Consider the following 13,307-nt stretch of genomic DNA (forward strand, 5'->3'; position numbering starts at 1 on the left):
GGTGTCCGCAGAGTCATGCGCCCCACTACTTTGTTATCAAGGGCGCCACGACGCACGTCGATGTGCACGTTTTGCGATTTGAGACGGGAGAATGCACAGTTGACATCCCCGTCAACGCCCGCAATGCGATGTGGGACGATAATACAACGGTCATGTGCAAGGAATGCCACTGCGAAGGCACGGTGAAGCAGTTTCGTGCGGACCTGCAACAACCCTTGCCTTTCTATGCCTTTGGGTGGTAAACTATGGACATGGAAGAATACTTATCCATTGGCAAGGCGGCAAAGATTCTAGGCGTTACGCCTAAGACCTTGCGGCGATGGGAACTGGCGAAAACGATCCAGTCAGAGCGAACTCCTACGGGGTATCGCCGTTATCGTTCCGACCAAATCATGCGGCTTCTCACCAAACGCCAGGTGGGATTCGGTACCCGATGTGTCGTCTATGCGCGTGTGTCCTCTGCAAAGCAGTCGCGTGACGGAAACCTGGAGCGCCAAAAAGAAAGGCTCCTGGAAGAGGCCCAAAAACGCGGCTATGATCCGGTGTTGGTGGTGGCGGAGCAGGCATCCGGCATCAATGACAAACGGCGTGGTCTTTGGCGCGTCCTGCACCTAGCTGAAAAACGGGGCTTTGATGTGCTCCTTATTGAATTCCCGGATCGGTTGGCGCGCTTTGGCTATCGCTACCTGACCGAATATCTCCGGGCCTTTGACGTCCGGGTGGAAACCGCGCGGGATATGCCTCCGGCATCCTTCGAGGAAGAACTGACCCGTGATCTCATCACCATCCTGACGGTGTTCTCCGCCCGGCTCTACGGTAGACGGAGCAAGGGGTTCCGGAAGAAAATCACGGATACCATTCAAGAGCACCACGAGAAAGGCGGTGAATCCCCCTTTGGCCATAGCCATGAAGACCCTGATTCTGCCGCTCCTTGACGCCAATCCCGGCAAACTGGAGGCTTTGGAGTCGACGGAGGCCCTGTTTTCCCAAATGGTTCAGTTCTACCTGAACATCCTGCTGACCACCCCCTTATTCTGGGACACGGTGGTCAAGGTAGATCCCGCAACCGGCGAAATCCTTTCCGAACGTGCCCCTACCAGCAAAGACATCCTTACCCGGCTGGAATTTGTCACGGTATCCACTCCGGCCCATACCCATCCTTCTTATCCTCTCTCCAATGTTCCTGGTGCGGAGGATGCTCCGGTGGTGTTCCGCCGCGCGGCGATCAACCGCGCCATCGGCATCGCGAAGAGCTATCGCGCCAACCGCAAACGTTGGGAATCCCTGCCCGAACACCGTCGTGGGAAGGCTCCTGCCATCCCCACTGTCCGCTCGATGCCCGTCACGCTCTACCAGGGCATGGGCCTTCTGGTGCGAGAAGAAACCCGTTCCTTCCTGCGGGTGAAAGTTTGGGATGGTCAATCTTGGCGATTCGAGGGGTACCCGGTCGCCATCGCTCCCTACCAGCGCACCATGCTGGCGATAGCTGAAACGGAGCAGGCCCGGCTGGACGCGGTGCGGGCCGAGGCGCGGATGATCAAGAAGGCTGGCCGGGACGAGGAAGCCCAAACCTTGCTGGCCACCGAGGGGAGGCAACAGGACGGCATTCCCGTCATGGAGTCGGGTACCCTCTTTCATGATGGCAAACGCTGGCGATTCCACGTGCCCCTGGCCACCCCGATCCGCGTCAAACGGGCGAAAGACCAGCTGGCGGAAAATCCCGATCTGCCGGTGACCACGGTGGATCTGGGCGTGAACAACCTGGCCGTAGCAGTGGCGTTTCATGGCGCGAAAGTGAAAGGCACTCTCTTCGTTCCCGGACGGCCGCACGAGCAGCGGAGGTTCCGCAGGCTCCAGGCCATCGCCGTCCGGCAACGGAAGACGGGGGGGCGACCCAAGCGCCAGGCGAATCACCGGATCTGGGAGCATCTCAAGCACAGAGAGGACGCCATCGCCCACCAGGTCGCCCGCCAGATCGTCGATTTCGCCAAACGGCACGGCAGCCGGGTCATCGTATTTGAGGCCCTGTCCCGCATGAAAAACCCCAAGCGCACCGGCTGGATGAAGCGGCAGAACCTCCGCCGATCCTACTGGATGCGGGGGAAGATCATGCGCTGGGTTCGGCACATGGCTCTGCACGAAGGGATCCTGGTCGTGACTCGGGATGCCCAGTTCACCAGTCAGGCATGCCCTCGCTGCGGCCATCTCGGAGCCCGGTTCTGCGAAGCCACCCGCCATCACCGCCGGGGCAAGGACGTGTTCCGCTGCTACGCCTGTGGCTGGGGCGGCAATGCCGACCTAGTGGGGGCCTTGAACCTGCGCAAGAAATGGCTCAAGATCTTCCCCTCCATCGCCACATTGCGGCATGAGCAGCAGATCCGGGAGGCCCAGGGCAAGGTCACGACTCGCCGGAAGAACCGGAACGTAAAAGCGACGAAAACCGGCCCGAACCGGACAGTGGCATAGTCCCTGTTCGGATACCAGAGAATCGGGAGGTCCGTTTTCCCCTTGGGGGATGCCCAGAAGGGCACCGGCTAACCACCAAACAGGCGGCAAGCGGTCATCAGCGGCCTGGGGATGCCGGAAACGGCGGGGAGGCCAGTGGTTCTCCCCCGGCAGGGCCATCGGTGTAGAAGCAGAGGCTTCGTACCTCACAGCATCGATGGCTCTACCCTGCAACCGGCTAGAAATGGCCGGAGTAACCGGGATGGAGCGGATAGTCGCTTCGTAAGCCGCTCTTCCTCCACACGAGGATCCTCCGGAAAGGGGCTGCCGTGAATAGCGGTTGTCCATATTTGTCCCAAGAATTGGGCAGCTGCTGATACCACGGATTCCGCGTTTTGAGCAAAAGCTTTGCGCCCGATTGCGGTCACAAGGAGATGAAATTCGTGGAACACATGGTTGCAGTGGTTGAACGAGGATTAGGCTCCACCGGTCACGTATGTTGGGGCGTCACAGAGATAGAGGGGCAGGGATGGGCCTTGTGGTGGGATGCGTCAGGACACCCTTGGAACACGATGGAGGACTTGTTAGCGACCGGACCGTCGGCGCGGCAAGGCGTAGCCTGGTATGACACCCGCAATGATGTGATACGGGCTGTGCAGCAATTGCACCCACCGGAGGGCCCTGCCTTGTTAGAACAACTCCAGCGCGGAATGTAGCGAGCGGAGCCCCGAAAATCCTGCAAAGGAGAGGAGATCATGATTGCAGATTGGGAAGTGCATAGTCTGGCTCTAACGGCTGGGGAAGCCACGCACTGCGTGGCCCGGGGGTCCGATCCTCTGGCCCCGGCTACGTCGCCCCGGGTATTTGTGGAGGATTTAGTGCGCCGTTGGGCAGGTGATGACGCGGATTTCTCAGCCATTACCACCCGTCCAGCTCACGTTTATGAATGGCTTGACGAACGCCCTACTGCACGGCGTCCGGTATCGATCCGCGTGCAGATTCTGGCCAACTAGCGTTGCCTTATCGGCCGCACTTTGATGATAGCAATTCGATCACATAAAGGAGATGAGAAGCATGGCCCAGCGCCGCACTACACCCCGTCGTCGGGGCGCCTTGCCGGGGCGACGGCGGGTCGAATGGACGCGCCACGCCATGATTCGGTGGCGGGAACGCTTTCCCACGTTAGGGGTAGAAGATGCGTGGGATTATGCCGTGTTTTGGGGCCACTATCGAGGCTTGTGGGCATGGCGTGTCTGCTCCGATGGCGTCGCGATTGCGATCCCTACGCCCACAGCGTGGCGAATTCTGACGTATTGGCGACTGGCGTGGTGGGATGCCTTGGTCACCCAACACAATGAGTGGCGGGGGAATCACGTGGTAGGGCCCCCGGAAGAACGCGCGAAGCTCCTGCACCGACGGGAAGCTCGTATGTTCTTGGCGGCCCGTCAGGAGATGGTGCAGTGATGGCTCCGCCGGTATTATGGCCCTGGCAAGGAGGCAAAGCTCGATTGGCAGCAGGAATCGCCTCCCGACTGCCATCACACCGAGCCTACGTGGAGCCGTTTGCAGGGACGGCGGCGGTGTTTTTGGCGAAGGCCCGAAGCCCCATCGAAGTGCTCAATGATGCCAATGGGGATATTATTGCCGTCTATCGGTGCCTCCAAGATCCCGTGACGATGAGGCATCTCGTGCGCCGATTGCGGTGGACGCCGATTAGTCGGGCTGAGTGGCGTCGGGCCAAAGACTCTGCGCCTATAGGGGATACGGTCGAACAAGCCGCTCGATTTCTCATTCGTTTAACCCAGGGGTTTGGCGGCAAACCCGATTCGAGCAGTTGGGGTGGGGGCATGGCGTCTGACATTCAAAGCCGCGTGGACCGCCTATTGCATCGGCTTCCCGTGGTCGCTGACCGTCTACGAGGTGTCGCCTTAGAATCTGGGGATTGGAGTGACGTTGCCACACGGTACGATCGGGTTGATACCGTGTGTTATTTGGATCCTCCGTATGTGGGAACGGATGGCGATTATGGAATGGCGTGGACCTTGGCCGATCAAACTCACTTGGTAAATACCGTTCTTCAGATGCGCAGTATGGTGGTGCTATCAGGGTATGAACATCCGACGACTTTAGCGTTAGTCGATGCGGGATGGCATCAAGAAACCTATCGCCTCCCCGTGGGGGTCAAAGGCCGCACGGAGGCCACGGGTTTAGCGCGGGGGAGACTAGCGGCTCAGGATTATCGCACGGAATGTCTCTGGTGGTCCCCGTCCGCGTGGGCCCATGCCAATCGCCAATTGGCATGGTTTTAGAACCAGATGCCAGTCCAGTGTGTGGTGCTATAATGTCAATCAAATACTCGCGTATTGTCGGGAGGGTTGATTCGTGAAAGTACCACCCATGACCCGCCACCATGACGACTTCCCGATCCGATGGTCCTTGGCCGGGCTACGTCAGATCATGGGGCAAGAAATTACCACGGTCACGCATCAAGAACGGTGGAGCGATCCATTGTTGGGAACCACCGACGAATGGATGGCGTTGCTCCAATTAGGCCAGCACTATCCACGAGTGGCCGTGTGGCAGGGGCCGTGGTGGTTGTTTAGCGATCCCGACGTGATTCAGGAAACGTTGGCCGCTGTTCCCGTAACGAGCCGGGACGATCCCCAAGCCATGGCCATACGGGAAGGCGTGTGGTTTTGGCGGGCGCTGAGTTGGGGCACCTACTCAAATCCCGTGACCTGGGCGATTCAGTCCTTTGTCATGCTGGATGTCTGGCCGCCGGATTTCTGGCGTAAGCTCGATGCGATTCATGCGTTGCCGATTCGAGACAGGATTCGGCTGGACCGTCGGGTCTTATTCCTGCGGCGTGTGATCGAAGCCGCGAGTCAAGGATTGGCCACTATTCCCCAGGGGGTGGGCACTCTCGACTGTCGCCCGTTGTTGTGGAAAGGAGATCATTGTGGGAAATTTTAATCTTCGCGATGACAGCGCAGTGTATCGCGCTTTACAGCAATGGGATGAATCCGCTCAGTGGCCTCGCGACGGTCATGCCGTGCTTGTTCTGCTGGGTGGAGTGGCCTTGGCGTTTTATCATGTGATGGCCCGTGATACCACCCATGATATTGATGCGATTCTATTGGAAAGTACTGTCGTACCCGACCGTTTGATCCAAGAGGCGGACAATCTGGATATTTCCTTTCGAGCGGGATCGGTGGCGTGGTTACAACAAGATTGGGAATCGCGAATCCACTGGAGTTCATGGCAATTTCGCCATTTAACCGTAGGATGGCTGAGCCCCTATGATTGGATTGTGAGTAAGTTGGGTCGATGGCAACAGCACGATTCGGCGGATGCAATTGCCGTGGCGCAGAACTTGAATCCAAACCAGTTGTATGAGTATGTGAAAGACGGCCTCAATGACTACATCGGCAATCCCGCCAATCCTCGTAGTGCATGGAACGATTTAGTCGACGCGCTGAGATGGCCTTCGACGTTAAAATTGTGACAGTAGCGCCAGAAGCCGACGCCCCAACGGCTCCCAATACCTAAGTTGGGGCCGATCCGGGGTCCCCTGCTGTCGCTCTGATGGACGATGCTCGAAAAAATTACGCCGTAAGGCCCAGCACCGTCGCAAAACCTAAGTCTTAGCCCACGGCACAGAATCGTGACCTTTTGTGATGCCTTGACGAACGGCATCACGCAGAAATTCAGAGGGGGCATTGCCATGCAATGGTATCTCGGCGTCTGGAGAAATTATCTCGGATTCGATGGCCGCGCATCGCGGACCGAATACTGGATGTTTGAGTTGTTTAATGTTCTGGCGGTGATTGTCTTGTATCTTCTAGCGTCTCTAGCACACGAGCTCGTGATATTAACGTGGGTATACGGCTTAGCTGTATTGTTGCCGAGTCTTGCTGTGCAAATTCGCCGACTGCATGACACAGGGCACTCGGGATGGTGGTTGCTGATGAGCCTGATCCCGCTTGTCGGAGCTATCGTCTTATTGGTATTCTTCGTATTGCCGAGTGATCTGGGAAGCAACCGTTTCGGATCAGTGGCGCCGACCGTCCCTGATGTGAGGAGTAGTTCAGCTACGCCGTTTTAGCGCGATGCCACTGTGGACCAGTCGTCCGCGATCACGGACAGCTGGTTTCTTTTAGCAAGGCGACAACAAGAAAGAGACCGATAACATGCGTGATCCCGCCCGAATTGCCCCGATGTTAGCTCTCATGGCCGAGATTTGGCACCGCCATCCTGACTGGCGGCTCGGCCAGTTGTTGGTGAATGTGGCTTCGGCCAGCGGCCCCGTTGATCTCTTTTTGGTCGAGGATGATCGCTGGGCTGAATTATTGGCACAATGGGCGAAGAAATCATAGGGGAGACTCCGGACCGATGATTCAGCCGACACACATATAGCGCGGGGGCTACGTGCACGACCTGCAACAACCCTTGCCTTTCTATGCCTTTGGGTGGTAAACTATGGACATGGAAGAATACTTATCCATTGGCAAGGCGGCAAAGATTCTAGGCGTTACGCCTAAGACCTTGCGGCGATGGGAACTGGCGAAAACGATCCAGTCAGAGCGAACTCCTACGGGGTATCGCCGTTATCGTTCCGACCAAATCATGCGGCTTCTCACCAAACGCCAGGTGGGATTCGGTACCCGATGTGTCGTCTATGCGCGTGTGTCCTCTGCAAAGCAGTCGCGTGACGGAAACCTGGAGCGCCAAAAAGAAAGGCTCCTGGAAGAGGCCCAAAAACGCGGCTATGATCCGGTGTTGGTGGTGGCGGAGCAGGCATCCGGCATCAATGACAAACGGCGTGGTCTTTGGCGCGTCCTGCACCTAGCTGAAAAACGGGGCTTTGATGTGCTCCTTATTGAATTCCCGGATCGGTTGGCGCGCTTTGGCTATCGCTACCTGACCGAATATCTCCGGGCCTTTGACGTCCGGGTGGAAACCGCGCGGGATATGCCTCCGGCATCCTTCGAGGAAGAACTGACCCGTGATCTCATCACCATCCTGACGGTGTTCTCCGCCCGGCTCTACGGTAGACGGAGCAAGGGGTTCCGGAAGAAAATCACGGATACCATTCAAGAGCACCACGAGAAAGGCGGTGAATCCCCCTTTGGCCATAGCCATGAAGACCCTGATTCTGCCGCTCCTTGACGCCAATCCCGGCAAACTGGAGGCTTTGGAGTCGACGGAGGCCCTGTTTTCCCAAATGGTTCAGTTCTACCTGAACATCCTGCTGACCACCCCCTTATTCTGGGACACGGTGGTCAAGGTAGATCCCGCAACCGGCGAAATCCTTTCCGAACGTGCCCCTACCAGCAAAGACATCCTTACCCGGCTGGAATTTGTCACGGTATCCACTCCGGCCCATACCCATCCTTCTTATCCTCTCTCCAATGTTCCTGGTGCGGAGGATGCTCCGGTGGTGTTCCGCCGCGCGGCGATCAACCGCGCCATCGGCATCGCGAAGAGCTATCGCGCCAACCGCAAACGTTGGGAATCCCTGCCCGAACACCGTCGTGGGAAGGCTCCTGCCATCCCCACTGTCCGCTCGATGCCCGTCACGCTCTACCAGGGCATGGGCCTTCTGGTGCGAGAAGAAACCCGTTCCTTCCTGCGGGTGAAAGTTTGGGATGGTCAATCTTGGCGATTCGAGGGGTACCCGGTCGCCATCGCTCCCTACCAGCGCACCATGCTGGCGATAGCTGAAACGGAGCAGGCCCGGCTGGACGCGGTGCGGGCCGAGGCGCGGATGATCAAGAAGGCTGGCCGGGACGAGGAAGCCCAAACCTTGCTGGCCACCGAGGGGAGGCAACAGGACGGCATTCCCGTCATGGAGTCGGGTACCCTCTTTCATGATGGCAAACGCTGGCGATTCCACGTGCCCCTGGCCACCCCGATCCGCGTCAAACGGGCGAAAGACCAGCTGGCGGAAAATCCCGATCTGCCGGTGACCACGGTGGATCTGGGCGTGAACAACCTGGCCGTAGCAGTGGCGTTTCATGGCGCGAAAGTGAAAGGCACTCTCTTCGTTCCCGGACGGCCGCACGAGCAGCGGAGGTTCCGCAGGCTCCAGGCCATCGCCGTCCGGCAACGGAAGACGGGGGGGCGACCCAAGCGCCAGGCGAATCACCGGATCTGGGAGCATCTCAAGCACAGAGAGGACGCCATCGCCCACCAGGTCGCCCGCCAGATCGTCGATTTCGCCAAACGGCACGGCAGCCGGGTCATCGTATTTGAGGCCCTGTCCCGCATGAAAAACCCCAAGCGCACCGGCTGGATGAAGCGGCAGAACCTCCGCCGATCCTACTGGATGCGGGGGAAGATCATGCGCTGGGTTCGGCACATGGCTCTGCACGAAGGGATCCTGGTCGTGACTCGGGATGCCCAGTTCACCAGTCAGGCATGCCCTCGCTGCGGCCATCTCGGAGCCCGGTTCTGCGAAGCCACCCGCCATCACCGCCGGGGCAAGGACGTGTTCCGCTGCTACGCCTGTGGCTGGGGCGGCAATGCCGACCTAGTGGGGGCCTTGAACCTGCGCAAGAAATGGCTCAAGATCTTCCCCTCCATCGCCACATTGCGGCATGAGCAGCAGATCCGGGAGGCCCAGGGCAAGGTCACGACTCGCCGGAAGAACCGGAACGTAAAAGCGACGAAAACCGGCCCGAACCGGACAGTGGCATAGTCCCTGTTCGGATACCAGAGAATCGGGAGGTCCGTTTTCCCCTTGGGGGATGCCCAGAAGGGCACCGGCTAACCACCAAACAGGCGGCAAGCGGTCATCAGCGGCCTGGGGATGCCGGAAACGGCGGGGAGGCCAGTGGTTCTCCCCCGGCAGGGCCATCGGTGTAGAAGCAGAGGCTTCGTACCTCACAGCATCGATGGCTCTACCCTGCAACCGGCTAGAAATGGCCGGAGTAACCGGGATGGAGCGGATAGTCGCTTCGTAAGCCGCTCTTCCTCCACACGAGGATCCTCCGGAAAGGGGCTGCCGTGAATAGCGGTTGTCCATATTTGTCCCAAGAATTGGGCAGCTGCTGATACCACTAAGTCTATCCGAATTGGACATAGAACAGGCGTTAGGTGCAGGTGCAGAATGACCTTACGAAGCGCGGATCGTCAGAGACAGCCGATCCGCGCTTTTGCGGTAGACAAAGGGGGTGATACATCATGTGCCCAAACTGCTATAGCGAATTGATGCTGTTTACCGACCCAACTACTGGGGATGCTTGGCAAGGTTGCAGCACACCAGGATGCGGGTATTCGTGTCCGGCCCCATAGAGTGTGAGGCCACATATAGAGAAAGGACGAATGAGCATGACAGACAACGAACTACGCGCTCACTTTGTGGGCAAGCGTGTTCAGCGCGAAACTACCGGAACCATCACACGGATGCAACGGGATATGCAATTAAATTGGGTGGTCGAATACATCCGAGATTTAGATGGCGGAACGAGCCATTTTTCGGTGCGTTATCCAGAACGCGAGATCGAGATTATATCATGTTCGCCAGGTGCTGAGCCTTGAGGCACACGATAGCGGGCGACGATGAACCGCTGGATTTTGCTGGACGTGATCGGCACGCCGTAGGGTGTTGAATTTGCCGTGATGTGACTGCCCAGCGCTGTCAAAGACATTCAGCTTCAGAAAGAATGGTAACGTCATGAGCCATCTGTCCACTATAGACGATACTCTGTGCGGTTATCTGCCGCAGCATGTCACCTCACAGGAATTTCCGGTAGCCAAGCGCGGGCGGCGGCTGTGGTTCGTAAAAGGGGGCCAAAGATCGTGACACTACTGTACTATTTTCGGGGCTGTGAAGACGGTCGAAATTTAGACCATTACGTGGCGGATGTGGCCCAATGTGGCGGGCGCAATATTGAGACGTTTCCCGGCGATCCCAAAGAACAGATCTGCGCCATCCGGTTCAGTGTGGATGATAAGGCACAGTTTGTGCAGGCGTTTCGTCAAACGGCGTCGTATGCCTTTCTCGAATGACTGCGTTGCGCAGGCGGATGCCGTATGACCACAGCACATAAGATAAGGCTCCTGATGTTGGTGCCGACTAGGTCTCAGGTCACGTGTTTGTGCTACTCTGTCGGACCGTTGTGGCTCGCGTTGGATCGCCCAGCGCGAGCCGTTTGTTGTGTCGTAACAACTTGATCACAAGGGGGACTCCATCATGAGGAGTATCGGCTATCGAGTGTACACGGTGCAACAGGCGGACGGGACAGCTGCGCTCCTGACGGTGCCCGCAGGGGCGTCGGTACAGATGTGCTTAAATCACGAATACCCAGGGGGGACGTTGCTTCACCCGGAGCCGGTGTATGAAGCCTCGTGGGATCAGAAGAGTGGCGGGTATTGGTCAGGGGATTGATGATTGTTGCGGCCCGTGTCATAGATCCGTTGTCAACTAGCCTGCTCTAAAGGGCGGAGCTTTAGGAACCAAGGCCACGGATGCCTAAAGCCACGGCGATTCGATTTGAAGAGGATAGGGTTGTTTTTGCTCTAACTAACGGAGGCGAATTAGCCTTTCCCTTGACGGATTTTCCACGCCTCCGCAACGCCACGCCTGAACAAAGAGCTCAGGGTAAATTAGTGTGGGGGTGGTGCTGGTGCCGATAGCATTGGCATGGGAGATGCTTGCGGGCATGCCTGAACGCCGCCGAGCCCTCGCGGGGCCTCTAGGATTGGCGATTGTCGGCACCGTGGCGCGTGTGGGAGGCGTCGGCAGTGCGGCAGGGTTTTTGGGGCATGTGCTGACCCCTCTGATCTTGACGCATATTATCGAGTGGATGCCGCCCGATCCTCGCACGTGGCGGGGCGTGTTCGTTTTTGGATGGTTGTTCGGCGTGTGGAGTAGTGTCTGGCCCGTCCTGCGACGCCAACACGATTGGGTCAGTCAAGGATGGTTGATTGGGGGGACGGGGGCGGCGTTATTTGCGCAACGTTTTGTCCCCTACATGGCGATTGGGACGCTCATGCTATTGATGACGCATGTCCCCCCATCTCGGAGCGGCGCACGGGGATGGCGTACCGGGATGTTGGTCGCTCTGACGACCCCTGTGCTCGGTTTAATGGCGTTGACCATCCGACAGAGTGGGGTTTTTCGTCCGGCTTGGCCCGCGTCGGCCCTGACGTTTTTACAGAAACACCACGCGACCAACATTGTCAGCCGCAGCGGAGACACATTGACCGGGGCCGGCCTTATTCCGTGGGTGAATGGGCAAATCCAATTAGTGTCCGACGCGCCGTGGCTTCCCCTCTGGTTGGACACGATTCAAGGAACCGTGGAGCCTGCGCAATTTGTGGCTCGTGCCGATCCGACCAGTCGATGGATTGTCTGGCCCTTGGACCGAGCTCCTGGTCTGCCGGTTCGCATGCCATCTTCATGGCGGATGGTGTGGCGCGGGGACATTCGGTGGAATGGGGGATTCCAAAAAATTCCCAGTGCCATTTGGGAACGAGTGGCGCCGGACGCTTGTCTCCAGTGCAATCGGCACGGACTCGCCGTCTGTTCTGGCTGCCGTGTCTCATCTGTGTCACATCTTCACGCAACAGGTTGGGACACCCTGTATCCGATCCCCGTCCCCTCATCCACGCCATGCGGTTTTCCTATGAACACAGCGGACGGCCACTCTTATTCGGAGGTGCTGCATAGTACACATGGTTCACATCCTTAAAATCTGGCCCGAATATTTTCACCCGATTCTGACGGGCGCTAAAACGGTCGAACTGCGCACGGAAATCGATCGCACCTTTGCGGTGGGGGACGTTTTGCGTCTCTGCGAGTATGTGCCGAACGCTATCCCTGCCTATATCGGCCGCACGTGCGCGGTCCGTGTGACCCATGTGCTTCGGGACCCGGAGGGCCAGTGGCTGGCCCCAAACGTAGCGGCGCTCTCGATTCAGCGCCTGCACGCGGATTGACCGACTTCAGCCGAGTCCTGGGCTCCTCGGTGTTATGCCCCGAAAAGCTGGGCCGGACGCCGTTGCTGAAAGGAGTCGCTGTCGATGGATGTCTCTCCCCGCCTATCCCACCGTTCTGGCAGATGATTTGCGTAGGCTGATCGTGTCTCCATGACATCCTCAGCATGGCTTTGTAATTACGACCTCGCTGACATTCTCCCGCATGGGCTTTTGCTGGGCGGGTGTTTTCGAAGGGGGCGATTGTGTGTTTCTCGTAACGTCGCGTTTAGCGTTTTGGCAACAGCCTATTGTCGATTTGGCTACAGGCCACGTCATATCCGTGGAGTGGCTGGCCCGGGCGCGTGGGGATGACAGTGCGGTCAGGTTGTGGCAAGCTGCAACGCAGTTGGGCCTCATTGCTCGCTATGAATACGCCATCCTCCAGCATCTCGTGCGTGTCCGTCGGGTTCAACACGATCCACGCATATGGCACATCAATTTGCACCCGCAGGGGGTCGTGCGCTCTATCGGTCATTATCCTGATGTGTGGGGGCGGTTTACCCGCGATTTGTCTCCCGTGGTCTGGGAACTCTTAGAAGTCGATCATTGGCGGTCTGAAGATATTGCCGCCTTAACCCGCGTGGGCGGGGATCTGGCGCTCGATGATTGGGGTGATGGCCCGGGCACGTCGACCCGGCTGACGCAATGGCCTATTCGACGGTTAAAGCTTGATTGGCCGCTGATCCAGCGGGCGATGCATGAAGTGCGCGCTGGAGCATGGGTTCAAGCGGTACAAGCCTACGCCGCAGCACAAGGCATTATGGTGATCGCTGAAGGGTTAGAAACGGTGGATCATGTCGAAGTAGCGAAAGAGTTGGGAATTCGATATGGTCAAGGCTGGGCGTGCGGCGTTCCGGCGCTGGTCCGATAGACACAGA

At 58.2% G+C, this 13,307-nt stretch carries 19 protein-coding genes; all 19 read left to right on the forward strand.

What is annotated here, in order from left to right; genetic code table 11:
• The first annotated feature begins 245 nt into the window (after window positions 1-245).
• The 19 genes from ORD20_RS04550 (at window position 246) to ORD20_RS04640 (ending at window position 13,300) form a co-directional block, all read left to right on the forward strand.
• Window positions 246-935 carry an IS607 family transposase gene (locus ORD20_RS04550; protein WP_103377028.1) on the forward strand — a complete coding sequence of 230 codons (690 nt, stop codon included), beginning with the start codon at window positions 246-248 and terminating at the stop codon, window positions 933-935.
• Window positions 895-2,466: an RNA-guided endonuclease TnpB family protein gene (locus ORD20_RS04555; RefSeq protein WP_430626546.1), complete on the forward strand. Its 1,572-nt coding sequence runs from the start codon at window positions 895-897 to the stop codon at window positions 2,464-2,466. Before ORD20_RS04550 ends, ORD20_RS04555 begins: the two co-directional genes overlap by 41 nt.
• A 422-nt stretch (window positions 2,467-2,888) precedes the next feature.
• The gene (locus ORD20_RS04560) at window positions 2,889-3,161 is read left to right on the forward strand and encodes a hypothetical protein (protein WP_103373774.1); all 273 of its coding nucleotides are present in this window, start codon (window positions 2,889-2,891) and stop codon (window positions 3,159-3,161) included.
• A gap of 39 nt (window positions 3,162-3,200) precedes the next feature.
• Window positions 3,201-3,458 carry a hypothetical protein gene (locus tag ORD20_RS04565; protein WP_103373773.1) on the forward strand — a complete coding sequence of 86 codons (258 nt, stop codon included), beginning with the start codon at window positions 3,201-3,203 and terminating at the stop codon, window positions 3,456-3,458.
• 61 nt (window positions 3,459-3,519) lie between these two features.
• On the forward strand, window positions 3,520-3,909 hold the full coding sequence (locus ORD20_RS04570; RefSeq protein ID WP_103373772.1) for a hypothetical protein: 390 nt from the start codon (window positions 3,520-3,522) through the stop codon (window positions 3,907-3,909).
• Complete coding sequence (locus ORD20_RS04575) at window positions 3,909-4,754, forward strand: DNA adenine methylase (protein ID WP_242968139.1); 846 nt, start codon at window positions 3,909-3,911, stop codon at window positions 4,752-4,754. The genes ORD20_RS04570 and ORD20_RS04575 overlap by 1 nt, the downstream gene beginning before the upstream one ends.
• A gap of 73 nt (window positions 4,755-4,827) precedes the next feature.
• A complete protein-coding gene (locus ORD20_RS04580) occupies window positions 4,828-5,418 on the forward strand; it encodes a hypothetical protein (protein WP_103373770.1) in 591 nt (196 codons plus the stop codon).
• Window positions 5,405-5,950, forward strand: coding sequence for a DUF6036 family nucleotidyltransferase (locus tag ORD20_RS04585; RefSeq protein ID WP_103373769.1), 546 nt, complete (start codon window positions 5,405-5,407; stop codon window positions 5,948-5,950). Before ORD20_RS04580 ends, ORD20_RS04585 begins: the two co-directional genes overlap by 14 nt.
• Before the next feature lie 219 nt (window positions 5,951-6,169).
• Window positions 6,170-6,550: a DUF805 domain-containing protein gene (locus ORD20_RS04590; RefSeq protein ID WP_103373768.1), complete on the forward strand. Its 381-nt coding sequence runs from the start codon at window positions 6,170-6,172 to the stop codon at window positions 6,548-6,550.
• A gap of 85 nt (window positions 6,551-6,635) precedes the next feature.
• The gene (locus ORD20_RS04595) at window positions 6,636-6,821 is read left to right on the forward strand and encodes a hypothetical protein (protein WP_103373767.1); all 186 of its coding nucleotides are present in this window, start codon (window positions 6,636-6,638) and stop codon (window positions 6,819-6,821) included.
• Between the two features lie 103 nt (window positions 6,822-6,924).
• A complete protein-coding gene (locus ORD20_RS04600; protein ID WP_103377028.1) occupies window positions 6,925-7,614 on the forward strand; it encodes an IS607 family transposase in 690 nt (229 codons plus the stop codon).
• Window positions 7,574-9,145 carry an RNA-guided endonuclease TnpB family protein gene (locus ORD20_RS04605; RefSeq protein WP_430626546.1) on the forward strand — a complete coding sequence of 524 codons (1,572 nt, stop codon included), beginning with the start codon at window positions 7,574-7,576 and terminating at the stop codon, window positions 9,143-9,145. The genes ORD20_RS04600 and ORD20_RS04605 overlap by 41 nt, the downstream gene beginning before the upstream one ends.
• A gap of 632 nt (window positions 9,146-9,777) precedes the next feature.
• Entirely contained in the window at window positions 9,778-9,987 is a 210-nt protein-coding gene (locus tag ORD20_RS04610; protein WP_103373783.1) for a hypothetical protein, read from the forward strand.
• A 261-nt stretch (window positions 9,988-10,248) separates the two neighbouring features.
• Window positions 10,249-10,458: a hypothetical protein gene (locus tag ORD20_RS04615; protein ID WP_103373784.1), complete on the forward strand. Its 210-nt coding sequence runs from the start codon at window positions 10,249-10,251 to the stop codon at window positions 10,456-10,458.
• Between the two features lie 184 nt (window positions 10,459-10,642).
• Window positions 10,643-10,837, forward strand: a complete 195-nt coding sequence (locus ORD20_RS04620) for a hypothetical protein (protein ID WP_103373785.1) — start codon at window positions 10,643-10,645, stop codon at window positions 10,835-10,837.
• 80 nt (window positions 10,838-10,917) lie between these two features.
• Window positions 10,918-11,085, forward strand: coding sequence for a DUF2442 domain-containing protein (locus ORD20_RS04625; RefSeq protein ID WP_430626547.1), 168 nt, complete (start codon window positions 10,918-10,920; stop codon window positions 11,083-11,085).
• A complete protein-coding gene (locus ORD20_RS04630) occupies window positions 11,076-12,143 on the forward strand; it encodes a hypothetical protein (protein ID WP_430626548.1) in 1,068 nt (355 codons plus the stop codon). The genes ORD20_RS04625 and ORD20_RS04630 overlap by 10 nt, the downstream gene beginning before the upstream one ends.
• Window positions 12,127-12,390, forward strand: coding sequence for a DUF3850 domain-containing protein (locus tag ORD20_RS04635; RefSeq protein WP_103373788.1), 264 nt, complete (start codon window positions 12,127-12,129; stop codon window positions 12,388-12,390). Before ORD20_RS04630 ends, ORD20_RS04635 begins: the two co-directional genes overlap by 17 nt.
• A 244-nt stretch (window positions 12,391-12,634) precedes the next feature.
• Window positions 12,635-13,300: an EAL domain-containing protein gene (locus ORD20_RS04640; protein WP_158246088.1), complete on the forward strand. Its 666-nt coding sequence runs from the start codon at window positions 12,635-12,637 to the stop codon at window positions 13,298-13,300.
• Window positions 13,301-13,307: the final 7 nt, after the last annotated feature.

Origin of the sequence: Sulfobacillus thermotolerans (genome assembly GCF_039623705.1) — a bacterium.
Classification (GTDB): domain Bacteria; phylum Bacillota; class Sulfobacillia; order Sulfobacillales; family Sulfobacillaceae; genus Sulfobacillus; species Sulfobacillus thermotolerans.